The sequence below is a fragment of the Lactiplantibacillus sp. DA1 genome, from assembly GCF_032681335.1.
GTDB lineage: Bacteria > Bacillota > Bacilli > Lactobacillales > Lactobacillaceae > Lactiplantibacillus.
Window position 1 is genome coordinate 390,354 of record NZ_JAWHTQ010000001.1, and the last position, 24,586, is coordinate 414,939.

Below are 24,586 nucleotides of genomic sequence, written 5' to 3' on the forward strand. Positions count from 1 at the left end.
AAAGACCTCCTCAATCTCAAGCCAGCAACCTGCTAGCTAATCTGTGCTTTTAGTTCCATGACCGTATCACGTAGCGTCGCAGCTTGTTCAAAGTCGAGCTTCTTAGCGGCGGTCTTCATCTGTTCTTCTAGCTTACTAATCATATCTAACTGTTGTTCATGGGTCATATCATCAAAATCAGTTTCTAGGAAATCGTCCTTCTTACCAGTGTCTTCAGTGGTCTTCGTCGAAGCAATCAATTCTGGAATAGCTTTCTTGATAGTATGTGGTGTAATATGATGATCTTCATTATACTTCATCTGTACGGCCCGACGACGCGCGGTCTCATCGATCGCCGCCTGCATTGAATCAGTCGTGGTGTCAGCATACATAATCACTGAACCATGTTCATTACGAGCCGCCCGACCGATCGTTTGAATCAATGAACGTTCGTTGCGGAGGAACCCTTCCTTATCGGCATCCAGTATCGCCACTAATGAAACTTCCGGGACATCGATCCCTTCCCGCAACAAGTTGATTCCAACTAATACGTCGAACTTGCCTAATCGTAAATCTCGAATGATCTGCGTTCGTTCCAACGTCTTAATATCACTGTGCAAATACCGCACCTTGATGCCTAAATCTTTGAGGTAGTCAGTTAAATCCTCCGCCATCTTCTTGGTCAACGTGGTCACAAAGACCCGTTCGTTAACTTCAATTCGCTTATTGATTTCACCCACTAAGTCATCAATTTGGCCCATAATTGGTCGGACTTCAATCGTTGGATCTAGCAAGCCAGTCGGTCGAATAATTTGTTGGGCCACGTGTTTCGTACGGTCCATTTCATAAGGCCCGGGCGTCGCCGACATATAAACAACTTGATTAATATGTTGTTCCACTTCTTCAAGCTTCAGTGGTCGATTATCCAGCGCACTAGGTAACCGGAAACCATAATCGACTAACATTTGCTTACGTGCTCGGTCCCCATTATACATTCCTCGAACCTGTGGCATCGTCACGTGCGACTCATCGACCACTAGTAAAAAGTCCTTCGGGAAGAAATCCAGTAATGTATACGGCGGCTCACCAGGTTTACGACCATCCATGAAGCGCGAATAGTTTTCAATACCGCTCGTGTAGCCCATTTCTTTAAGCATTTCGACATCATAAGTTGTCCGTTGTTTAAGTCGCTGTGCTTCTAGTAACTTACCGTCAGCCGTCAATTCCTTTAAACGGCCATCCAGTTCGTCTTCAATGCCCTTAATCGCGTGTTCCATAATCGCATCATTCGTCATAAAGTGCGTCGCTGGGAAAATGGCAACGTGTTCACGATCGGCAACAATCTCGCCGGTCAAAGCATCAATTTCACGAATCCGATCGATCTCATCACCAAAGAATTCAACACGCAACGCGTGGTCATCACGCGATGCTGGAAAGATTTCCACGACATCCCCATGGACTCGGAAACGCCCCCGCTGAAAGTCAATGTCGTTGCGATCAAACTGAATATCGACTAATTTACGCAATAAGTCATTACGATCAATCTCCATGCCGACCCGCAATGATACAACGTGATCTTGATACTCGTGGGGATCCCCTAAACCGAAAATACTAGAAACCGATGCCACGACAATCACATCATTACGTTCCAGTAGCGAACTAGTTGCCGAATGCCGTAACTTATCAATCTCATCGTTAATTGCTGAATCCTTTTCGATATAAGTATCACTCGAAGGCACGTATGCTTCAGGTTGATAATAATCGTAATAACTCACGAAATATTCAACGGCGTTGTTTGGGAAAAATTTCTTAAATTCCCCGTATAGTTGCCCCGCTAACGTCTTGTTATGCGACAAGATCAGTGTCGGTTTATTTACTTGTGCAATCACGTTCGAAATTGTAAATGTCTTCCCAGTCCCAGTCGCCCCCAGTAGAATCTGCTCCTTTTCACCGGCTTCAATACCAGCAGTTAGTTGCTTAATTGCTTGGGGTTGATCGCCCGTTGGTTGGTAATCTGAAACTAAGTCAAAATGATTATTATCTACCCGATCAATCAAACGTAGTCCTCCTTTGAAACGGTCACCCGTTCATATCATCTGCTAATAACTAAAACTTGCTGTCGCACCATAAAAAATAGGCAAGCCCGCGCTTCCCTATCACATTCAAATCGCATTTAATTTTAGCACATCGAACATACTTTCGCCATTAATCAGATTGCGGCACAGCCGTCAAAATTTGAGTCGTCAGTGCTTGCAATTGATCTTGGTGTGTAAATGGTTCCGCTAACATCTCTGGTAATACGGCCTTTAGGAAATATTGAACACTAGTCATCTTTTTAAATGCAACGATTGTTTTTAAGCTTTCTTGATAAATATCCGTAAAAACCGGCTCAGGATTGCCTTTTTGAATTTCGCCAAATGATTCGTACAATAAGTCAATCTTATCGGCTACCGACAAAATTTGGCCTTCTAAAGTTTCATCTTTACCTTCTGCTAACCGTCGCGAATAGGCCGCCTGAAATTCGGCTGGAATCTCATTTTGCACAAAATTTTGTGATAGTTTATGCTCAACATCCGCTAGCATCGTCCGTAGAGTTGGAGTTGCATATTTGACCGGTGTCTTAATGTCACCGATAAACCGTTCATTATAATCATGATTCAATGCTTTTTCATACAAAGCACGCCAATCAACAGTCTGTCCAGCATTTTCTTCAACATCACCTAAAAATTGAGCCACTTCGGCAACTTTAAATGAGTGCGCCGCAACCGAATGATTTTGATACTTAAAGAAACCTGGTGCCCGTTGAATCGTTTCTAAGTTACTTAAACTCTGTAAATATTGATGCATACCCATTGCAACCACCATCCCTCAATCTAATTTGGCCTAAGTGTAACAAAAGCGCCCTGGGGACGCAAACCGGAGCGCTTTGAGCTAGTATTATCATTGTTAATCACACTAAACTTGCTGATGTGATTTTACTTGGTTAGGCAATCGCAACATGAATGCCATTAAGTAAGAGACAATCAAGAAACCAGCCACCACCAAGTATGGATAGTGATAGTTCATATCAAGTAACATACCCGACATAATTGGCCCAACAATGTTCCCCACACTCGTTAAGGACATGTTGAGACCATTAATTAGGCCTTGATTAGCCTCACTCGCTTTAGTCAATAGGGTCGTGATAGTGGGGCGTAAAAGATCGAATGCTGAAAAAATAACTAAGGTCGCAATCATGACTGCCACTTTAGAATGGGCCTGTGTGATCCAAATAGTACAAATCGCAGCAGCCGCAAAACATACGCGAATCACACGCCGCTCACCCCAGCGTTGAACAAATGTATCAAATAACGCAACTTGCAAAAAGAGTGAAATGAGACCATTTAAGGTTAAGACCAACGCAATGTTACTTAGACTAAAGTGAAAGACTTCATTCACGTAAATACTATAAATGCTTTCAAATCCTTGTAGGCCAAAGGAAGAAACTAAAATCATTGTAAACAAAATAATAATGGGCACCGTCCAGAAGGCCCGGGTCATCGGATGATGGGCCGCTGTCGTAGTAGTTGCCTCACGATCAGGATCAATCTGCCGATCCGCCGGTAATAAAACTACTAACACGATCGCGCTGAGTAGTCCTAGCGCCCCAGCGACCCAAAATGGCGTTTTGTAACTAATTCCAGCCAGTACCCCACCGATACCAGGACCAAGAATCAAGCCACCACTAAAAGCCGCTGATAGCCAGCCGATAACTTTGGCCCGTTGCCGTTTCGTCGTAATATCAGACGCTAATGCCATGGCCGTTGGTACGACCATGGCGGCTGATAAGCCACCAACAATCCGGGAAATATTAAAGACCCATAGCTGGTTAGTCAATGCGAATAATACTTCTGAAACCATGTATAAAACGAGCCCCACCGTTAACACAGGCTTACGTCCAATCTTATCTGAAACCCGACCAATAATCGGGGAGGCCACAAATTGAGCCAACGCAAATAACGCGTTCATAATCCCCATGTCAGTGGCGGTTAAATGCAGTTCATTTTTAATAAACGGCATGACTGGAATGACCAAACTGATTCCTAAACAAACTAAGAATTCACTAAAAACTAAAATTAAAATTGCACGCCGTGTTTGCCGATCCATGTGACCTCACCTCTTCGATTAATTGTTAAAATTACACCGCTTCTCATCTTATCAGGGACCTGGATCGAAAGCTAGCAGAAAGTTTGGGCTAACTACAACCCTTTTGCCAGTAAAATAATGATTAATCGGCTACAATAGACATAATTAGAATTTGAGGAGGCCCTACTATGGATCAAACATTAACTGGTTTTACAAATGTTCAACGTTTAGACCCTGACATCATCGTTGCCCTGCGCTATGCCACCCCCCATAACTTTACCCACCAAGTGATTTACGATTTCACCACAGCGATCATCCGTACCGGAACAGCCCATAAGCTTGCTAAAGCTAGTGAAATTGTTAAGCAACAAGGTTACCGGCTTAAAATTTGGGATGCCTATCGTCCAGTCAGTGCGCAACGACGACTATTTGAAGTTTATCCTGATCCTGAATTCGTCGCCCAACCTAACCCTAATTTCAGTCATCAAAAAGGGGTCACCTTAGATCTAACTTTGGCCCATCCAGATGGCAGCGAATTAACAATGCCAACTGCATTCGATGATTTCACAGCCGCGGCTCACCGTGACGCGCCCCGAACAGCCCTTCAAGAAAAAAATTATCAACGCTTAGATACCGCCATGACGACGGCTGGTTTTGTTGGCTACGTTAACGAATGGTGGGATTATCGCGATACCGAAATGGATGCCTATCAACCATTAGCAGCTGACCCCAATGATTATGCTTAATTCGTAACTATGCCAAGTTGCCATTAAAAATATAAGGGTGGTTCCAAGACAGCTGGTTTTGTAAACCGACTATCTTGGAGCCACCCTTTGTGCCTTATACTTGTTAATTCGTCACAAATAACTGGTTATTCATGCTGTCGTTAGCGCGATCCATCTTAATTATTTCGCCGATAGCCATGTTCCTGGTCAACGGCAGTCTGTGCCACTAAGTTCAAATAATTGAACGGTTCATCAAAGTTTGGCGAGAACAACATGTCCATAAAGGCTAATTCATCAATCGTGTTACCATTATGAATCACTATTGACAACGCATTCGCCGATTGCGAAACTTCGTGGGTACTCATTAATTGACCACCCAAAACTTTCCGCGTCTGTTGATCATAGACAAGCTCAATCATTATTTTCGCTGTGGTGGGCATAAAGGCTGGACGATAATTTCCCTCATAAAAGGCCGCTTTGGCATCAAAATTAGCAGCCTTAGCTGCTGCTAGAGTCATCCCAGAACAAGCGACAGTCTGATCAAAAATCAACATGCCAGTCGTTGCCTGTGTACCAATCGAACCTAAACGTTTCTCAAAAACATTAATTCCAGCTAACGCACCTTGTCTAATCGCATGCGATACTAACGGCATATAGGCGTGATCTTTCGTTGGATTAAAGTTAACTTCCGTCACGTCACCAGCTGCAAAAATATCCGGATTAGATGTTCCCATATAACGATCCGTCACAATAGCACCCTGATTAGTTCGGTTAACTTGCCCCGCTAATAACTCCGATTGTGGAATCACGCCCGGACAAATAACAGCCATATCAAACGTTTCTTCACTATCGGCCGTCGCAACGCGCAACCGACTATCATTCGTATCACTAAAGGACGTCACTTGTGAGTTTGTTCTGACTTTAATACCTTTCGTTGTTAATAAAGTCTCTACTTTTTCAGCGAACTGTGGATCAAGATACTCATTAATTAAATGTGATCCCCGCTGAAATAGTGTCACCGTATGACCAGATTTGACGTAACCTTCAGCGAGTTCTACTCCCGAATAACCACCACCAACAATGGCAATATGCTGGGCATGTTGGGCCGCCTCATAGAGTTGTTGAGCCTGTTCACAAGTCTTGCAAAGCATAACCTTGGAATTTTCTACGCCCGGAATGACCGGAATCGCAGTAATCGACCCCGTTGTCATAATTAATTTATCATAGTGTTCCGTTTGTATCTTTTTTGTCTGTAAATTTTGAGCCAAAATTGTATGTTTATCAGCATTAACATTAATCACGTCATACTGCATTCGCATCTGCACACCCTGTTCGCTGAATTCCGTCGGATTAGCGTATAGCGCTTGATCCAAGTCCTTAATAGTTCCCCCTAAGTGTAAATAAGTCCCACAAGACATATATGAAATATCCGCGTGTCGTTCATAAACAGTAATTTCAGTCCTCGGATAGTATTTCAAAATCTGTTTCATGGCGGCAATCCCCGCATGTGTACAGCCAATAATGGCAACTTTCATTTTTTCGACCACAGCTTTCATTAAAAATTAAAGTTTAACTAAGATTCAGTTAAACATTTATTTAAGTTGACGTATACTTAGAGTATACAGCGATTTGATTTATTTTAAAACGATTCAATGAATTTAAACTTATTATAAAAGGCGATGGTACTTATGCAACCCATTTACCGCTATTTTGTGCAACCCCAACTCAATTTGCTCAACAATACAGTTTACGGATACGAACTATTAATCAAGCAACTCACACCAGATGGCTGGCGTCTGCCTGAATCCTTTACAGCCATTAGCTCACAAGTTACTTCTGACTTACTTATTGCAACAACTAAAATTCTAGGACTTAAGGTTCGCTATTGTGCAGTCAATATTAGTCGCGAACAACTAGTGGATACCACGGTCGCCCAGGCAATCATTCAAAGTCAGGTACAACTATATCCTGCTAAATTAGTTGTCGAATTAACTGAAGAACGTAGCCCCAAAAGCTACCCTGACACGATGTTGATTCCACACTTACGGGGGTTCATTGAACATGGAATGCAAATTTCACTCGATGATGTTGGTACGGGAATTAATGATTTTAGGAGTATTCAAGAGATTTTACCACTAGCTTCCGAATTAAAATTTGCGCTACAAAATTTTCGTAGTGATATCAAAGACCCTAAAATTCAGCAAAAACTCCATTTTTGGCGTGCAATCAGTAGTGAGTATGGTCTTCGTTTGATTCTAGAAGGAATTGAAGATGCCGAAGATGATCGATTAAGCAGCCACTTCGATATTAATCTCCGACAAGGTTACTACTACGGCAAACCGCAACTATTACGATTACCTGGTGATCCAGTCAACTTTGAATATCCCACCAAATAACACTACTACACCTTACAAATAAATAGTACCGCTCGAAACTATAAGTAGATTTCGAGCGGTACTATTTATTTGCTTAATGACTAATCTATGCTACACACAACGTCTGACTAAGTCGGCATCCTATTCTTTAATAAATGCTTGAATGGCAGCTTCAAACTTCGCCAATTTATCATTAGCTTCATTCAAGGTGTCACCTAGTGTCCCGATGTAGAACTTAATTTTCGGCTCCGTCCCGGACGGCCGAATGGCAATCCAAGTACCATCAGTCAAATGATATTTTAAGACATTCGCTTGTGGCAAAGCAATTGGCGCCGTGTGACCATCCGCAAAGCTTTCAGTCTGACTCTGAAAATCTTCGGTCCCAGTAACATCGTAACCAGCAAAGTCCGTTGGCGCTTCATTACGGAACTTAGTCATTAAGGCAGCAATCTTATCGCTACCACCGACCCCGTCAAATTCTTCGGACGTGGTTTGTTCGCGGAAGTAACCATATTCATTGAACAAGTCTTGTAACCCATCATAGAGATTCTTACCTTGTTGCTTATAGTAAGCGGCAACTTCAGCTAAGAGCACTGTCGTTTGGATTGCGTCCTTGTCATGAACGAATGGCTTGATCAAGTAACCGTAACTTTCTTCAAAACCAAACATATAAGTATGTTCACCAGTGGCTTCAAAGTTTTCAATCTGTTCAGCAATATACTTGAATCCAGTCAAGACATTGATCATCGTGACACCGTATGAAGCAGCGACTTTGGTTGCAAATTCGCTTGAGACGATCGACTTAACTGCAGCCGCGTTAGCCGGCAACGTCCCCGCATCCTTGTTGGCCTGCAAGATATAGTGTAACAAGACGGCGGCAATTTGATTACCAGTTAACAGGACATATTCACCATCAGGTTGACGAACAGCCGTCCCTAACCGGTCAGCATCGGGATCAACCGCAATCAAGACATCTGCATCTTCCTTTTTACCCAAATCAATGGCCATCTTAAAGGCTTCTGGGAATTCAGGGTTGGGAAATTTGACCGTTGAAAATTCAGGATCGGCTACAGCCTGTTCCTTAACAACACTGAAGTTTTTAAACCCAGCATTCTTCAAGGCTTTCTCACCAAGCATCCGGCCAGTTCCATGTAATGGCGTAAAGACTAACTTCATGTCCTTACCAACTTCATCCACTAATTTTTGGTTGATCGTGACTTCTTTGACCTTGGCTAAGTAGTCCTGATCGACGTCATCGCCGATGATGGTTTCAGTCTTATCAGCTAATAATTGTTGTTCATCAGCTACGGCAATCGCAAAGACATCGTCAACCTTACGAATGTATGACGTAATGAGATCGGATTCTTTTGGTGGCATTTGACCACCATCTTCACCGTAAATCTTGTAGCCATTGTATTGCTTCGGATTATGACTCGCCGTAATCATAATTCCCGCGTAAGTATGCAAGTGCCGAACCGTAAATGAAAGTTCTGGGGTTGGCCGCAAGCTTTCAAAAACGTACGACTTGATACCGTGTTGTCCCAATACTCGCGCAGATTCATGCGCAAAATCTTCTGAATGGTGACGTGAATCAAAACTGATAGCTACACCACGTTCCTTGGCTTCAGCTGGCAAGGTATCCATAAAGCGCGCTAACCCTTCCGTTGCTTGACGAACCGTATAAATATTCATTCGATTGATGCCAGGTCCAAGCACCCCACGCATCCCCGCCGTTCCGAATTCCATTGGTTCATAAAAGGCATCTTCTAAAGCAGCGTCATCACCAGCCATGCCCGTTAATTCTTGTTTTAAACTTGTTTCAAGTGTCGCTTGGTTTTTCCAGGTATTATAAGTATCCTGCCAACTCACAAAAACCATCTCCAATTCCGATATTTGTTAGTGCTTACAAAAATAGTATACAACATTGACACGCTATACAAAGTAAAATTTACTAAGAAAGTCCATTAATTAGTGTATTTTCAAGCGTTAGTTCGTTAGCATAAGCACGATTATATGCTAATTTTGCAATACCAATTAATTCAGTCACTACTAAAAATTGCTATAATAAATCTTATAAGGAGGCCATCATGACTTTTTATTCATACAACTACTTAATTCACCAAAATAGTAATCACGCTCTCGTTCAACTGGCCGCTATTGGTATCATTATTTTGATGATTGCCGTACTCAGCTGGCTATGGTATCGCCACAAAACGGATCTCAAATACCGTGACTTATTCATTATCATGGTTTTGTTATTATTATTACTCGTTGGCATTCAATTTAATGAGTGGCAGACCCTTCAAAACAGTTTCAATCAAAAATCACAGGTCACACAAATTATGCAACGCGTGGCTAAGGAACAAAACGTCAGTAAAACCGCCGTGTGGTCCAACACGAGTTCCGTCAGCAGTGGCATGCTGATTAAAATTCATGACCACATCTACAACGTGACGGTCAATCCGGATGGCAATAGCTACACGCTGACTAAAGCAACACCAATTCAGTCAACGATCAATTACGTTAAGGAGGGGCAATAAATGTTTTCCTACTGGGATGTGACAATCAAGCTGGCGCTAGGATTATTAACCATCATTTTGCAAATCAACTTATCTGGTAAAAGTAATCTCGCCCCAATCAGTGCACTCGACCAAGTTCAAAACTACGTCCTCGGTGCAATCGTTGGCGGCATGATTTACAGTACTAGCGTAACCGTCTTGCAATATATTTTAGTTCTGCTGATTTGGACATTACTCGTACTAGTTCTTCGATTTCTCACGCATCACAACCGCTACGTCAAACAATTGATTGATGGTCAGCCCCAACTGCTGATCAAAAACGGCCAATTACTAGTCAGTACGGCTCTTAAAAATGGGATGAGTGCCAATGATCTCATGTTTAGATTGCGTACGGAGGGCATCACGGATATTCGTTACGTCAAACGAGCGGTAATTGAACAAAATGGGCAATTAACGATTACTCAAGTTGGCGACGACGCCGTCAAGTATCCGCTGATTGTTGATGGCCAAGTCAACCTAGATGCACTTGAAACTAGTCAACATGATGAGGACTGGCTACTAACGCAATTACAGGCCCAACATTACACCGTCAGTGACATTTACCTGGCAACTTATACAAATAAACAGTTACTCCTATTTCCATACCAGCACTAAACCATATGATAGGCTTGTTTCGGGATTACTAAATTACATGTTGTACCAGTTCATTTAACCATGATTTATGCTAATGAAAATCCATATCAAGTTCGGTAAAGCACCTCCTAACCTGATGTTTTCAATTAAAAATGCGTGGTCAGATCTCAATCGGATCAACCACGCATTTTTTAATTGAATTTAATTTTTAACTTTATCACCTAAAGCTGTGATGTAAGTGTAAACACCTTGTCCAGCTGTCCCACCTTCACCAACGGCCGTTGCAACTTGGCGTAAGTCCTTCTTACGAACATCACCAACTGCAAAAATACCAGGGACCTTCGTTTCCATATGGTCATTGGTTTCAATCCAGCCATTTTCATCAGTAATGCCAAGATTACTGAATGGTTTCGTGATTGGGTTGATCCCGACATAAATAAAGACGCCATCAACCGCAATTTCACTATCTTCGCCCGTCTGGTTATTGTTGACCTTAACACCAGTGACTTTTTTATCGTCACCGATAATTTCCGTAACATTGCTGTTCCAGACAAATTCCATCTTAGGATTGGCAAAGGCCCGATCCTGCAAGATTTGTTGTGCTCGAAGTTGATCGCGCCGATGAATAACCGTGACCTTATCAGCCAGTTGAGTCAGGTAAGCCCCTTCTTCAATTGCTGAATCACCACCACCAATAACGACCACATGCTTGTTGCGGAAGAACGCCCCGTCACAAACTGCACAGTATGACACACCACGACCACCATACGCATCTTCGCCAGGAACGCCCAATTTACGATATTCAGAACCAGTTCCAATAACAAGCGCCTTGGTCTCAAATGTATCACTATCAGTCGTCACGATTTTAACATCACCACGATCCTCAACCGATTCAACACTGCCATAAGCATATTCAGCCCCAAACTGAGTCGCTGATTCATACATGTCTTTAGCTAGGTCCGGTCCCAAAACAGATTTGAAACCCGGATAATTTTCAATTGCGGCGGTATTATTCATTTGACCACCATAGATTCCGCGATCCAATAGTAGTACTGATAGATTGGCCCGTGAAGCATAGAGGGCGGCTGTCATACCGGCAGGCCCCGCACCAATAATAATCACGTCGTAACTCTTTGCCATTTCTAAAGACCCCTTCCACTTAAATTACTATGTGGCTTAATATACCCCCAAAATTTACATTTGTCGACTATCTTGTTTGTACACAACTGAAATTAGCGCGCCACATCGTACTCAGTTTCTTTAATTCCCGTGTTCATAAAGTCGTATGGACTCTTCATCTTATCCGCATCCCAACTAGCAATACCGACTACTAATAAAATTTCTAACGAATTTAGACTAGTTGAACGTTGTAAATTTTTCTCAAAATTAGATTTGATACGATCAGCGGCAATCTGTGCTCCAGATTGATCCGAAAATAGCAAGATTGCCCACGTTGGATTATCTTGATCTAGCGAATACGTAATGTCATTATCACGCGTTGCCGACGTAATCGTATCTGAAACTAGCCGTAATAAATCTCGATATTGTTGTTCACTCATCATTCGACGAATTTCGTTATAGTAGCGTACGCGAATAATGACCGTGGTGACCGGCAATTGAAAACGCCGATTAGTTTCGATAAACACTTGCGCATCTTGAATATACGCGACAGTCGTTCGCAAATTAGTCTGTTCGTCGAAAGCACCACGTTTAATAATATCCGCTCGTAATTTAGCATTAGCGGCTTGTAACTGAGTAAGCTGCCGAGTCATCCCATAAAAAGTTACCGATAATAATAATGGCATAATCAACCAAAAAATCATCATCATTGGAATCATCGCATGATGGGTTGAATTGATATAGATCATGACAACCGCCTGGACAAAAATAAATAACAAATTAGCCATCAGTCCCATGATGGCACCAAAAAAGTAGGTCATTAAAATCATAATAATTGTCACGCCTAAATAAACAGTGTTAAGCGTAATATTAGGGGTTAGCGCCATCAACACTGCCATGGTACTGACAAATGCTAAAAATAATAACAAATAAACATCAGCAAAAATTGACGTTCGTTGATCATCATTCATGATGCCGCTCCTTTCGTTCTAACAAACCACTTTTACGCATAATCAAAAAACCTGCCAATAAAATAATGATGATTATTAACAGCGCAATCCCTAAATAAACCACTAACTTGCCGTTTTTTTGCACCACCGTTTTGACATTTACCCCATCATTAACAGTCTGATGCTTTTTGAACCGATAATCATAATAATTATTATCATGATCCACGACAATAGCATCTCCTTGATACTGGGCGATATTACGCTGAAAATTAATCTGTGTGGACGCCCGGTAGACATCGCTACTCTTCACAGCCGTCACCACTAACAGGCCAGATTGCTGATTATATGGCGAGCGTAATAGCTGTGCCGTACCAATATTTTGACCGTACGTCTTTTCAACACTGAGTTTTTCATTCGACAAAAATTCGGTAAAATGTTGGTTGTATTTAAAATACAACTTGGAATTCAACGAGCGAATAAACGCATTTTGCTTAGGCGTCCCAAATGCAATCACATTACTATTCTTGAGTACAGCCTTACTAGGCTTATGCGTATAAAATTGGATCGTCCCGGTATTGCTTTGCGCATACGTCCCGATTAAATTAAAAATATTAGTCAATGTCTGAAAATCATCGCCAGTCAAATTTCGTGGCCGTACGACTGCAATATGATTGAAGGTAGAATCTTTTAAAAACAGGTATGGGTAATTAGTAAATAATAAACCCGCTACCGGCTTTGACTTTATCGTCGCTTCAGAATCAGAACTTATCAATGCCCACGGTGTTTGCGCATTATCGCTTTGTGTCTTTCCCTTCATCTCAAGGTCGAAGGCCACTCGAATAGTAAAACTATGCCCTAGAGCTTTCCCTTTAGGTAGACTAACAGTCAACTCATCATCATTGGCCCGTGCAGCCGTGAGCCGTTTACTGCCTAAAGCAGAATCGTTCACATATACCGTGATCAGTGACCGCTTAAAATCCAAGTTTTTAGCATAACGAAAATGAAGTCGAATCTTTGAACCATCGGCATTAGTTCGGTCCACAGGTAGGTTGACAAAGTACGTGCTTGACTGATGCTTGGCCCCAGTCAAATAATCATCGCTGGTCGTCAATTGCGTCTTACCACCATACTGTAGCTCAGAGGTGAATGTCTGGGTACTGTTGCTAATATATTTCGTATCTGCCGTCGTTTCCTGCATTAATTCTTGATTAGCAATAAATCGACTGGCCTTTTGCAATAATTTTGTATTTAACGCGCTCACAATCAAATAATATTTGCCACCATGCGTGTATGTCTTGATAACGCCATGTTCTTGTAATCGTTGACGATTAAGTTGTTGTCGAAACACTTTAGGTAGATGTTGGTACGTTGCCATTACTAGATGATAATCAGCCTGCTTAGCCGCTGTTGTATGCGTGGTCGTCACTGGGATTTGAGTATTCTCCGTGGTGATCGTTCTGGCTTCACCCGTTAATGCATACATCCCCGCCGTTAACTCTGCATTCGATGCTTGTTGTGGTAGTGTAATGACTGAATTCGCATTAGCGATAGTATCTGTCCCAGAAAAATGCGCATAAAATGATTTAATGGCTGGTGTTGGCGGTTGCAGCCGGTATTCAAAGTTAGCATTAGCACCACTATAAATTGTCAACCAATTTGCTGGTGTTTGGGCCAACTGGTAACTCTGATTCCCCTTTTCATTCAAAATTTGGCCGCTAATTTTCAGCTGATTTTCACCTTGAATTAGCCGCAGTGGGACCTCAATTGACTTAGTTTGCAAGCCGGTCTGATTTTTAGGCCGAAACGAATAAAACTTAATTCCATTAAGTGACAACGTGATATCCGATGTCGCTCGATTAGCTAATTGTGATACTTGAAAATTCAGATTGATCGTCACCTTTTTGACTCGCCAATAATCCATTTTAATAAAATACATATTAGCTTCAACTGAACCACCAGATAGCGTCGTTGTTGAATTTTGAAAAGGCTGTGTATAAGTTTGAAGTTTACTTGTAGCCTGACCAGTGACCGGGCAACCGGCATTAATGCCGATTCCACCTAATAATGCCAATACAGCTAATCCCCAGAATAACCAATTACTGATACCGTTTGGTTTTATACCATTTTGCTTGTTGATGAAAAACTTGTTCACGAACATACCCCACCATTCCATGTGCAGCCACTGCTAGCCACATCTGACTATAGACTAAATACATAAAAATAATAATCATTAGGTTAGCAACCGTCATTTCACCCTTTTCGGTTGTGATCGTCACAAACGTACTAATCACAAACGTCACGATGGCCATCACCCAGAGTGTATTGCTAAATCCCACTAGATTAGAGTGGGCGATTCCAGCCACTGAAAGGACAAACATACTATCTGACAAAATCAGTGAAGTCATTAATAAAAAATAAATCGATAGAAAATATAACAAATCAAATCGAATTGGTCGCCCGGTTTTAGTAAATAACAACCGCGCATTTTTTAAAATGACATAAATATTACCTTTGACCCAGCGCGTCCGTTGATGAAACCAAACATCCAAAGTTTGTGGTTCTTGCTCCCAAGTAATAGCTAACGGTTGAAAACGAATCCGATACCCCATTCGGTATACCCGAAAGCTAATTTCTGTATCCTCGGCTAATGCCTTAACATCCCAGCCACCAATTTTTTCAAGCATATCACGCCGAATAACATAATTAGTACCGGGAATCGTACATAATTTAAACAACTTTTCCCGTCCTGCCTGAGCCATCCATTGAAAGGATAAGGTCTCAATGTTAATAAAGCGCGTCAATAATGAAGCATCCTTATTTCGTGTACGGAACTTACCAATGACCGCCGCCAACCGTTGATCACTCATCAACTCGGCCACTAAGTATCGTAATGCCGTTCGTTGAGGCGTATTGTCTGCATCATAAATCGAAATCAATGAACCACGGGCCCGTTTAAGCCCAATGTTAAGTGCATTAGACTTACCCTTGCCACCATTCGTCTTATCAGTGTTGATCACCTTCAAGTTACGGTGTGGATATAATGCCTGAACCTCTGCTAACAACTCAGCAGAATTATCATCTGAATTATCGTTAATGATGATGATTTCATAACGGTCTTTAGGATAATCAAAGTTTAACAATGACTGTAACGTTTTTACAATCACAATTCCTTCATTGTGTGCCGGAACCATAATTGAAACAAAGGGAACTTTTTCAGGTAATTGTGGTGCTGGCCGCCGAACTTTTTGTAAATAATTCACATAGCCCGCAATTGTTAAGACAACGTTAACGACCAAAATACCCCAAATCGACAGTACGGCTAAAAACAAAAAATAATCTAAAACACTAATATCAATTCCTCCCTAATAAGATTTTTCAACCACAACTACTTAGGTTTAAACATATTCAAATAAACCCAACGACCGATAATAATAAATAGGACAAAAATTCCCAATGTCACTGAAAAAAAGACCAGTAGAACAACACCTTGGGTTTTAAAGAAACGATTCATCCAGCTCTCTTCCGGTTTAACAGCAGCCAAGGTCTGTGTCGTTGGCGTGCTAGCCGTTACTTGGGTAGCGGCACCATTAAGCAAATATGTTCCTCGCCGATAGCTAATCGTTGCCGTGCCACTTTTAATCATGGTCGTTGCCATTTGTTGTGCCGGATCAAACCATTGATAATTCATACGCCGAATTCGTCTAGTCAAATCATGTAAGCTAGTCTGACTATTAGGCATCGTCACCGTTAACGCGGTCGGAATGGCAAAATTTAGTGCCAATTTACTGAGCTGGTCGCCAGCTTTCATAGTTTCAAAGGAATCAGCACTTACCCCATAGAAAGCTTGGCCAAACACCGTTGCCTGATTGTCCTGATGAGCGTAGGTCGTTGTTTTCGGATTGGGTAACAAGAGAACCTGATTAGCCTTGACTAGTGCATTTTGTCGATAAACCCGATCTTGATTCCAATAAGCGGAAGTGCTGATACCAACTGGATAAACTTGATTTTGTGCAAACTGAATCACATAGCTATCCATCAATTTACTCAGTCCAGGACCACTACTAGCTGTAGCACCGCCAACAACAGGTGTTTTTAAGAAAACGACTCCGCCACGGTTCTCGATTAACCGTAATACCTTGGCAAAACGTTGATATGCTTTAAACTTCCCGTTCGTCCCAACAGTTGTTGTACTAATTGCAAACGGAATACCTTGCTGGTACAAAGTCTGACTAAGCTTATTCAGCAAATTAAGATCAGAATACGGGGTCACTTTAGTTATCGTTAACAGAGGTTGATAGTGACCACTAGTACCAAATAAAGTCGCAATCGTCTGCGTGGCTAACACTAAACTATACCCTCCAGTGGATAGGTAAGGTAAGTATCCATAGCGGCCAACAATTGTGCCATAGGGATATTCGTTTGTTAACAATGATTGTGCCTTCAAGTAACCAATTACCTTAGCCTTAGCGGGTAAATTCGTGAGTACCGTCATACTACTCGTAAATGGTAATAATTGCTGAATCTGGCGGTCACCACTCTGAAGGAATAACTGTTGCTGGTAGATTTTGAGACGCTGTACTTGCAACTGATGCGCTTCAGCGGCCGTCAAATTAGTTCCAATATGAAGTTGCACGCCCTTGAACTGATCACGATCCCTGATAAAAGCTGGGTTGTTAAGCCCGGTTTGTGGCCAATTAATCAATGTAATGACCCCTTGATAGTGTTTTAATTCACCAGCATGATAATCTTCAGCTGCTAATGTTCGCACCTTTATGTGTAGTCCAGTCATCATTCGTTGAACCGCAGCAATTTTTGCTTGATCATTATTAGCCACATTTTGTGAATCGTAAACTAGCATGACGCGCGTTGATTTCGTTGCCGCTTGGCCTTCTGTTGGCAGTAGCCAACCACCAATCATAACGGCACCCACGATTGCAAGCCACCATAGCCGCTTATGCATCTTGGTCCTCCTCTCGATAGGCATGCCACAAACGGTGGTTTAAAATATCTGAAATGAATAGTAAGAAGATCAGGTCAATACTAACCGGCACCATGAATAAATGTTTGGCTAAGTCAGCATCACCATCACCAATTAATGAAACAATGGGAACAAAAATGAAAATTGTTAAGAATCCCAGTACCAAGAAGAATCGTAAAACACCCTCAATTTGTCGCTGACGTAAATCATTGTAAAAACCAACCAAATAAACCATGGCTAACGCAACTACTAGTAAACAATTAAAAGCAAACTTTTGTGGAAAGAAGGCGCCAGCAAGCTGACTATATGTCGTAAAGAATGTCAATTGCTTTCCTGCTGGTGCTCCTGACGCTTTAGTATAATCACCAACGGCTTTAACCTGAGTAATCATGACATCCGCGGCTGCTAGATCCATCAGTTTGCCAAACTGCCTGAGGTGCGTTGCATAATACTTCAATACCCAGCCGACACCTAATTTCGAAACCAAATTCTTCTTCACGTATGAACCAGAGGCTTGAATGGTAGCAAATTGTTTTGCATAGTAATCCTGTGACTGCATTAAAGCATACTGCTCATCAATCCCATTCTTGGCTAAGGTCTTACTAGGATCATTAGTTTGTGTCAATACGCCATGCGAAAAAGTCTGGTAAGTATTAATATCCACAAAATCTTGACCAATCAACTTATACGTCAATCCACCCGTTATTAAAATAACGACCATTCCTGCAAGTAAATATACTCGCATTGCACTAAACCGCGGCAGGAACAGTAACCCAATCGTCACTACGACAAAACTTAAAGCTAATGGTGCATTTTGTGACTTACTCGTAATCAAGAGTAAAGTACTAATTAAATACAACCCAATTAGAGGCCATCGACGTCGGTAGCGTTGCCGTGCCAACAATAGAATTGCCGAAAATGAGATCAAAGTTAAGCTCAGCATTTGTGGTTCGGCAAAAAAAGAATTGAAATATAACGTGAACGAAGAATCACCAAAAAATATGACAACTAGTCCAGCAATCAGATAATTACGAAAGCGCTTAGCCGGATATGTCAAAGCATCCGTTAATAGATATATTCCACCCAAATAAGGAATGACGTTCACAATACCCATGAACCGAATGTCGAATACCGTTTTACTATAAAATAATTTATTAAGCCCGATAGCTAATTTTACAAATAAGGGCTGCGATGAAAAATTGACTGACTGGTAGTCATTGTAATATTTCATCAAGCCAAATTTCTGCGTCACAAAATCAAAATAATTATAGTGGGTTCCTAGTAGCTTGTAGATTCCATTGGTATACATAGCCCGATAAAAATCACCATTGTCGGCTAACCCATTAATTGGTGGTATAAATGCTACGTACAAGGCCAAACCAGCGCAAATTAACGTGGCTAGCAGTGGTGGCGGCATCAGTCGTTGACACAGCTGGCCCATGTGCTCAAATTGTTGCTTTAACTTAGTCACAAAGATTACCTCAATCTCTAATTAAACGCTGCGTTTAGAGCCGTCAAGTTGCTATACGAATACACCTGTCTCGTTTTAGCGTCACCAATACTGCCATTAATAACAGAATTCTTTTGCTGGACCTGTAATCGCCACACATTATTCATCGCTATTCGATAATGTCTTTGATCACGTAATGTCGCAAAAATCGATGCTACCAGTGCATAATTAGCAGCAGATTCACCACCAACACTCACCGTACCAGTCGTGGTGTAGCCATTTTCCAAGTCATGGTTGCTTACTCGCTGGACTAACCACCGCCGACTGGTCGCTTTTAATTGGCCAACTTCTGCCAAATGTAATAATGTTTCCAAGGCCTCTGAGGTATTTAAAGTGCCGTCACTATACTGTCCAGTCGTCCATTGATAGCTCTTAGCATATAGAGGAAAAACATCACCCAAATAACCCCCTCTAAGGACAACCAACTGCTTATGATACGCACTCCTTCCCTTTTTCGTGTCCTGTTCAAAATACTTGAGCGTTCGCAAGTCAAAATAAGCTAAGCTGCCAGTTGTCGTTGCTTTACGAGATCGGACATCATAATAATCAACTAAGTGTCCATCCTTGATCGCCGTATTGACCAAATTCTGGTAACGTTGAGTGGCTTCCTTGCGATAATGGTTTGTATGATGGGCTTGATCATAAGCAATCAACGCGCGAATAATCCGTAAATCATCCAACGTGGCATTAACTGCATACCGTTTCTGCGTACGCGGATCATATCGATAACTAAACAATCCCTTTTCATTAAAGGTCGTCTTCGTCTGGTGGTAAAACTGCCGAAACTTGGACCACTGTCGCGTCGTAACCAAATATTGTAACCACATTCCGGATGATTCACTGAGCATTTCGTGACCAGTAGCTTTTGCGCTTGTCCGCTTATGCGTGTCCAAATAGTTCGTGTAAAGGCCTTGCTTAGTCAAAAGACCACGCTTAATAAACGCGACCAGACTTGTCCGTCGCTTCTTGGACTCAGTAGTTGCATAATTCGTGGTAGTAACAAAACCAGTCGGTGCTTGTTGTGGAATTTTAACCGTAACTTGTTTCTGACAGCCACCCACAATCATCACCACTAATAGTGCGATCAGCCATTCCAGATAGCGAAGACACCCGGTGTACCTACTGCAAATCCTTGTCATTTTGCTTTGCCCAATCACCATAGGCCGTTATTCGTGGTTGATTACGACCCGCTTGACGTTCCTGTTCAATCGCCTGTTGCGCAACGATATTCAAATAATTGAATGGTTCATCAAAATTAGGTGAGAATAACATGTCAACAAATGCCAGGTCATCAATCGTATTACCATTTTGAATCGCAATAGATAACGCGTTAGCTGACTGTGCCACTTCATGCGCACTTAAGAACTGCGCACCCAAAATTTTACGATTTTCTGGATTATAAATTAATTCAATCGTGAGTTTAGCCGTACTTGGCATATAGGCAGGACGCCAATTGCCCTCATAGGTCACCCGTTCAGCTGGAATATGACTCAGTTTAGCCATGGACAGCGTCAACCCCGTCGTTGCTAGCGTATGGTCAAAGAGTTGCATCGCTGACGTTGCCTGTGTCCCCATATATCGTTGTTGATTACCAAACACATTGACCCCGGCTAATGCACCTTGCCGAACTGCATTGGTTGCTAGTGGTGTATAAGCAGACCGTCCAGTGGGATTAAAATTAACAACGCATGAATCACCTGCAGCGTAAATATCTGGATCAGAAGTTTGAACATAGTCGTTGATAATGATGGCACCGTGTTTATCCATTTCAACTTGACCGCGCAATAATTCCGTATTAGGCACAAAACCAGTCCCCACAATCGCTAAGTCAGCGGTGAAATCACCATGATTGGTCTCCATTACAAGTTCCCCATCATCATTACCCGTAAAAGCGGTAACTTGATGATTTAGAAGAACTTTAACACCATGTTCCTTCAGTAATTTTACTGCTCGGTCTGACATATCCTTACTAATATAATTATTCAAAATTTGATCATGTGATTGGAAAAGCGTTACCTCGTGGTTAGTATTGGCATAACTTTCAGATAATTCCGTTCCGATATATCCCGCACCAATAATCGCAATTCGCTGATTGTCTTGAGCCGTCTTATAGATTTCTTGAGCTTGACTGTATGTCTTGCACAACAAGACTTTCGATTCATCGATACCAAAAATTGGTGGAACCGCGACATTCGAACCAGTCGTCATTATCAATTTGTCATAAGTATCACCAAACACTTTTCCGGTTGCCATATCAACCACTTGTAAAGTTTTTGTCTGAACGTCAATTTTTAATACGTTATGCTTAGTTTTAACTTCTGCCCCTAACTTCGCCAAGGTTTCTGGTGATGAGTAGAACATATCCTCTAGATGATTGACTTTCCCTCCGAGGTAGAGATAGATCCCGCATGACAAGAATGAGATATTATCATCCCGTTCATAAATTGTGACCGTTGCTTCTGGATGATCCTTTAAAATTTGGGCAGCCGCAGCCGTACCAGCATGTGTACATCCGACAATGACAATCTTCATTTTATTTTTCTCCTAGTTATAATTTTATTTATTTAAACATAGGTTCATTATAACCGCTTTACGTCATAATATACATAACTGTAGTCAATATAAATACCAGTCACAGTAAATCAATTATAAAAAGCTGACGTCGATCCCCAGCCTACACAGTATGACAGCCACCAATCAGCTGTAATTTCATATAAGTCCCATCACCGTGTGACTTATACAGTTGCATCGTACTCTAAATAGTTTATTACAATTATTATTAACTTAATTAATAATAACTTTACTGCAAAAAAGGTGGTGTCAAACAGTTTCACTTAACCATTTTTTGGTATAGTATGTATTGGTGAGCATTGTTTGTGTTAATTCAAGTTAAGGAGTCCGTTTATGTATCGCTACTTTATTCAGCCCCAGTTAAATAAATTCAATAATTCTTTGATTGGCTACGAAATGTTAATTCGTTATCGTGAGACTGATCAAGATAGGTGGACATTGCCAGAGAGCTTCGATAATATTCCCATCGATGTACAAGTCAGCTTACTAAAGGCTTCGGCAAGTGAATTAGCATTAAAAATTGGATCGGTATCAATTAACTTTAACCGCAAACAATTTCTAAATGACGATATTGCGGCTGCGGTCATCGATGCCCAAAAGAAACTATTCCCGATAAACGTCATCGTTGAAGTCACCGAGGAACCAGGCGAAGAGTCATTCACGCTGGCAGCCATGCAACAACAAATTGATAAGTACAAGGCCAACGGATTACAATTCAGTATCGATGATGTTGGCACGGGTATTAATGTTTACGACCACATCAAGCCCTTACTCGAATCTGCTGAAGAAATCAAATTCGCTATGCAAAACTTTCGCGCCGAAGATCGAGAAAATGAAATTCCCATTCAATTAAAGTTTTGGCGTGATGTAGCCGTACAGCATGATATTCGATTAATTCTAGAGGGTGTTGAAAACGATACTGAAGATCAAATGGCCGACGATTTAAATATTTCGCTACGACAAGGCTATTATTACGGTAAACCCCATTTATTCAAGTTAAAAGTCGACCATCAATGAGGCACTCTGCTTGTTATTGAAAAGTCATTATTTACGCTCTAATTAAAATCAGCCGTGAAATCCTGATAGATTTCACGGCTGATTTATTTAATCATTATTATTTAGTTGTTTTTTTGGTTGCTTTAGGTGTTGCGTTATCTTCCTTAGACAACTTAACACCCAGGTCCTTAATGTAAGTCCGTAAATCGTCCTTAACATCCGGATGAGTTAACCCATATTCGATCGTTGTCTTCAAGTAACCAAACTTGTAGCCAACATCGTGCCGGGTTCCCTTAAATTCATGAGCAAAGACGCGTTGAGTCTTGTTTAACGTATCAATAGCATCCGTCAATTGAATCTCATCGCCCTTACCAGGTTTTTGATTTTCCAGGACATCAAAAATTTCTGGTGTTAACAAGTAACGACCAATGATGGCAAGATCACTAGGTGCATCTTCAGGGGATGGCTTTTCAACGAAGTTATTAACGTTATATAAGCCAGGTTCCTTTTCGCTTTCAGGATTAATGACACCATACTTAGAAACTTCCTCGTGAGGCACCTTCATCACAGCTAGCGTCGACGCATGCGTCTTATCATAGCTATTCATTAGTTGTTTCGTTAACGGAACTTTGTCCTCCATCAAATCATCACCAAGCATTACGACGAAAGGTTCATCGCCAACGAAAGCTTTAGCCGTTAACACGGCATCCCCTAAACCACGCGGATGTGATTGCCGAATAAAGTACAAGTTAATGTCCGTAGTTTCTTGAACCAACTTGAGCATTTCTTCCTTGTGCTTAGCCCGTAAGTTATCCTCTAATTCTGGGTTAGAATCATAGTAATCTTCAATACTACGCTTGCTCTTACCCGTTACAATAACAATGTCTTCGATGCCCGATTTACGAGCTTCGTCAACTATGAACTGAATCGTTGGTTTATCAACGATTGGTAACATTTCCTTAGGCATCGCCTTAGTAGCAGGCAAGAACCGTGTTCCTAATCCGGCCGCTGGGATAACGGCTTTTCTAACTTTTGACATGTGATAAATCCTCCTAAAAATAGTGAAATTAGTTTGGAAATTCCTACTGAATCTCAGGTTTCCCCTCGCGCTTCATTAATTGTGGAATGACTTCCTTAATATCAGCACTCTTATATAATACATCATAAATTGCTTCGGTGATGGGCATTTCGATATTTTGTTGCTGCGCTAATTCATAAGCCGCTTTAGTTGACGGAATACCTTCAATAACCATGCCCATCGTCTTAATGACCGTCTTGAGGTCCTGACCAGCACCTAACTCGTTACCAGCCCGCCAGTTACGAGAATGGACACTCGTAGCCGTGACAATCAAATCACCAACACCGGACAACCCAATAAACGTCAAGGGATTCGCGCCTAGCGCCACTCCGAGTCGACTAATTTCAGCCAATCCACGGGTCATTAACGCGGCCTTCGCATCATCACCATAACCCAGACCATGTAACGCACCAGCGCCCAAGGCAATAATATTTTTAAGTGCCGCTCCTAATTCAACGCCCACCACGTCGGTATTTGTATAAATGCGGAAATAATCATTCATAAAAAGCTGCTGCACTAACTCAGCCGCAGTTTCATCAGCACTGGCTGCCGTGATTAACGTAATATCTCGACGAGCCACTTCTTCAGCATGGCTAGGACCTGACAGGACCACGATTGCTTGCCGTAATTCAGCGGGGATTTCCTCCGCTAAAACTTGTGACAACCGCTTGTGAGTATCTTGTTCTAACCCCTTGCTAGCATGTACGATAATTGGTTGATCGTGCGTCTTTGCAAGCACGGCAGTCACTTGTTGAGCCACCTCACGAATCGCTTTAGTGGGAACGACAAACAAGATGACATCGGCACCAGTAATTGCCTGCGATAGGTCGGAATAGGCCGTCAATGTCTCTGAATAATGAAAATCAGGAACATAACGCTGATTCGTATGTTGTTCATTTAATTCCGTGACCTGGGCCGGCGAATACGACCACAAACGCACTGACTGACCATTTTCATCTAACAAATTTGCCAGTATACTACCCCATGAGCCAGCACCTAGAACGGCAACTTTTTTTATCATTCAAAAA

At 41.8% G+C, this 24,586-nt stretch carries 20 protein-coding genes; 5 read left to right on the forward strand and 15 right to left on the reverse strand.

Annotated features, from left to right (window positions below; all coding sequences use genetic code 11):
* Positions 1-32 precede the first annotated feature (32 nt).
* From uvrB to RXV91_RS01860, 3 genes are all read right to left on the reverse strand, one after another.
* A complete protein-coding gene (uvrB, locus tag RXV91_RS01850) occupies positions 33-2,036 on the reverse strand; it encodes an excinuclease ABC subunit UvrB (RefSeq protein WP_316438430.1) in 2,004 nt (667 codons plus the stop codon).
* 148 nt (positions 2,037-2,184) lie between these two features.
* Positions 2,185-2,832, reverse strand: a complete 648-nt coding sequence (locus tag RXV91_RS01855; RefSeq protein ID WP_316438431.1) for an HD domain-containing protein — start codon at positions 2,830-2,832, stop codon at positions 2,185-2,187.
* Positions 2,833-2,934: 102 nt separating this feature from the next.
* On the reverse strand, positions 2,935-4,125 hold the full coding sequence (locus RXV91_RS01860; RefSeq protein ID WP_316438432.1) for an MFS transporter: 1,191 nt from the start codon (positions 4,123-4,125) through the stop codon (positions 2,935-2,937).
* A gap of 167 nt (positions 4,126-4,292) precedes the next feature.
* Between RXV91_RS01860 and RXV91_RS01865 the strand changes: the two genes are divergently transcribed.
* Complete coding sequence (locus RXV91_RS01865; RefSeq protein ID WP_316438433.1) at positions 4,293-4,850, forward strand: M15 family metallopeptidase; 558 nt, start codon at positions 4,293-4,295, stop codon at positions 4,848-4,850.
* Between the two features lie 155 nt (positions 4,851-5,005).
* Here RXV91_RS01865 and RXV91_RS01870 read toward each other — a convergent pair whose 3' ends face one another.
* Positions 5,006-6,364 carry an FAD-dependent oxidoreductase gene (locus RXV91_RS01870; RefSeq protein WP_316438536.1) on the reverse strand — a complete coding sequence of 453 codons (1,359 nt, stop codon included), beginning with the start codon at positions 6,362-6,364 and terminating at the stop codon, positions 5,006-5,008.
* 153 nt (positions 6,365-6,517) lie between these two features.
* Between RXV91_RS01870 and RXV91_RS01875 the strand changes: the two genes are divergently transcribed.
* Positions 6,518-7,225 carry an EAL domain-containing protein gene (locus RXV91_RS01875; protein ID WP_316438434.1) on the forward strand — a complete coding sequence of 236 codons (708 nt, stop codon included), beginning with the start codon at positions 6,518-6,520 and terminating at the stop codon, positions 7,223-7,225.
* A 120-nt stretch (positions 7,226-7,345) separates the two neighbouring features.
* Here the strand turns inward: RXV91_RS01875 and RXV91_RS01880 are convergent, their stop codons facing one another.
* Positions 7,346-9,073, reverse strand: coding sequence for a phospho-sugar mutase (locus RXV91_RS01880; protein WP_316438435.1), 1,728 nt, complete (start codon positions 9,071-9,073; stop codon positions 7,346-7,348).
* Between the two features lie 218 nt (positions 9,074-9,291).
* Between RXV91_RS01880 and RXV91_RS01885 the strand changes: the two genes are divergently transcribed.
* Both RXV91_RS01885 and RXV91_RS01890 read left to right on the forward strand, forming a co-directional pair.
* Entirely contained in the window at positions 9,292-9,744 is a 453-nt protein-coding gene (locus tag RXV91_RS01885) for a DUF3290 domain-containing protein (protein WP_131509435.1), read from the forward strand.
* The gene (locus RXV91_RS01890; RefSeq protein WP_316438436.1) at positions 9,745-10,377 is read left to right on the forward strand and encodes a DUF421 domain-containing protein; all 633 of its coding nucleotides are present in this window, start codon (positions 9,745-9,747) and stop codon (positions 10,375-10,377) included.
* 180 nt (positions 10,378-10,557) lie between these two features.
* Here the strand turns inward: RXV91_RS01890 and trxB are convergent, their stop codons facing one another.
* The 8 genes from trxB to RXV91_RS01930 form a co-directional block, all read right to left on the reverse strand.
* The gene (gene trxB / locus RXV91_RS01895; protein ID WP_316438437.1) at positions 10,558-11,496 is read right to left on the reverse strand and encodes a thioredoxin-disulfide reductase; all 939 of its coding nucleotides are present in this window, start codon (positions 11,494-11,496) and stop codon (positions 10,558-10,560) included.
* Positions 11,497-11,588: 92 nt separating this feature from the next.
* Complete coding sequence (locus RXV91_RS01900) at positions 11,589-12,446, reverse strand: GGDEF domain-containing protein (protein ID WP_316438438.1); 858 nt, start codon at positions 12,444-12,446, stop codon at positions 11,589-11,591.
* On the reverse strand, positions 12,439-14,583 hold the full coding sequence (locus RXV91_RS01905; protein ID WP_316438537.1) for a cellulose biosynthesis cyclic di-GMP-binding regulatory protein BcsB: 2,145 nt from the start codon (positions 14,581-14,583) through the stop codon (positions 12,439-12,441). Before RXV91_RS01905 ends, RXV91_RS01900 begins: the two co-directional genes overlap by 8 nt.
* Positions 14,522-15,775: a glycosyltransferase family 2 protein gene (locus tag RXV91_RS01910; protein WP_316438538.1), complete on the reverse strand. Its 1,254-nt coding sequence runs from the start codon at positions 15,773-15,775 to the stop codon at positions 14,522-14,524. The genes RXV91_RS01905 and RXV91_RS01910 overlap by 62 nt, the downstream gene beginning before the upstream one ends.
* Positions 15,776-15,810: 35 nt before the next feature.
* Positions 15,811-17,385, reverse strand: coding sequence for a hypothetical protein (locus RXV91_RS01915; RefSeq protein WP_316438439.1), 1,575 nt, complete (start codon positions 17,383-17,385; stop codon positions 15,811-15,813).
* Positions 17,378-18,874, reverse strand: a complete 1,497-nt coding sequence (locus RXV91_RS01920) for a hypothetical protein (protein ID WP_316438440.1) — start codon at positions 18,872-18,874, stop codon at positions 17,378-17,380. Before RXV91_RS01920 ends, RXV91_RS01915 begins: the two co-directional genes overlap by 8 nt.
* A 17-nt stretch (positions 18,875-18,891) precedes the next feature.
* Positions 18,892-20,052 carry a glycosyl hydrolase family 8 gene (locus RXV91_RS01925; RefSeq protein WP_316438441.1) on the reverse strand — a complete coding sequence of 387 codons (1,161 nt, stop codon included), beginning with the start codon at positions 20,050-20,052 and terminating at the stop codon, positions 18,892-18,894.
* A complete protein-coding gene (locus tag RXV91_RS01930) occupies positions 20,033-21,445 on the reverse strand; it encodes an FAD-dependent oxidoreductase (RefSeq protein WP_316438442.1) in 1,413 nt (470 codons plus the stop codon). Before RXV91_RS01930 ends, RXV91_RS01925 begins: the two co-directional genes overlap by 20 nt.
* Before the next feature lie 372 nt (positions 21,446-21,817).
* Here RXV91_RS01930 and RXV91_RS01935 point away from each other — a divergent pair, with 372 nt between their 5' ends.
* Entirely contained in the window at positions 21,818-22,501 is a 684-nt protein-coding gene (locus tag RXV91_RS01935; RefSeq protein WP_316438443.1) for an EAL domain-containing protein, read from the forward strand.
* 97 nt (positions 22,502-22,598) lie between these two features.
* Here the strand turns inward: RXV91_RS01935 and galU are convergent, their stop codons facing one another.
* Both galU and RXV91_RS01945 read right to left on the reverse strand, forming a co-directional pair.
* Positions 22,599-23,519 carry a UTP--glucose-1-phosphate uridylyltransferase GalU gene (gene galU, locus RXV91_RS01940; RefSeq protein WP_316438444.1) on the reverse strand — a complete coding sequence of 307 codons (921 nt, stop codon included), beginning with the start codon at positions 23,517-23,519 and terminating at the stop codon, positions 22,599-22,601.
* Positions 23,520-23,562: 43 nt separating this feature from the next.
* Entirely contained in the window at positions 23,563-24,579 is a 1,017-nt protein-coding gene (locus RXV91_RS01945; protein WP_316438445.1) for an NAD(P)H-dependent glycerol-3-phosphate dehydrogenase, read from the reverse strand.
* Positions 24,580-24,586: the final 7 nt, after the last annotated feature.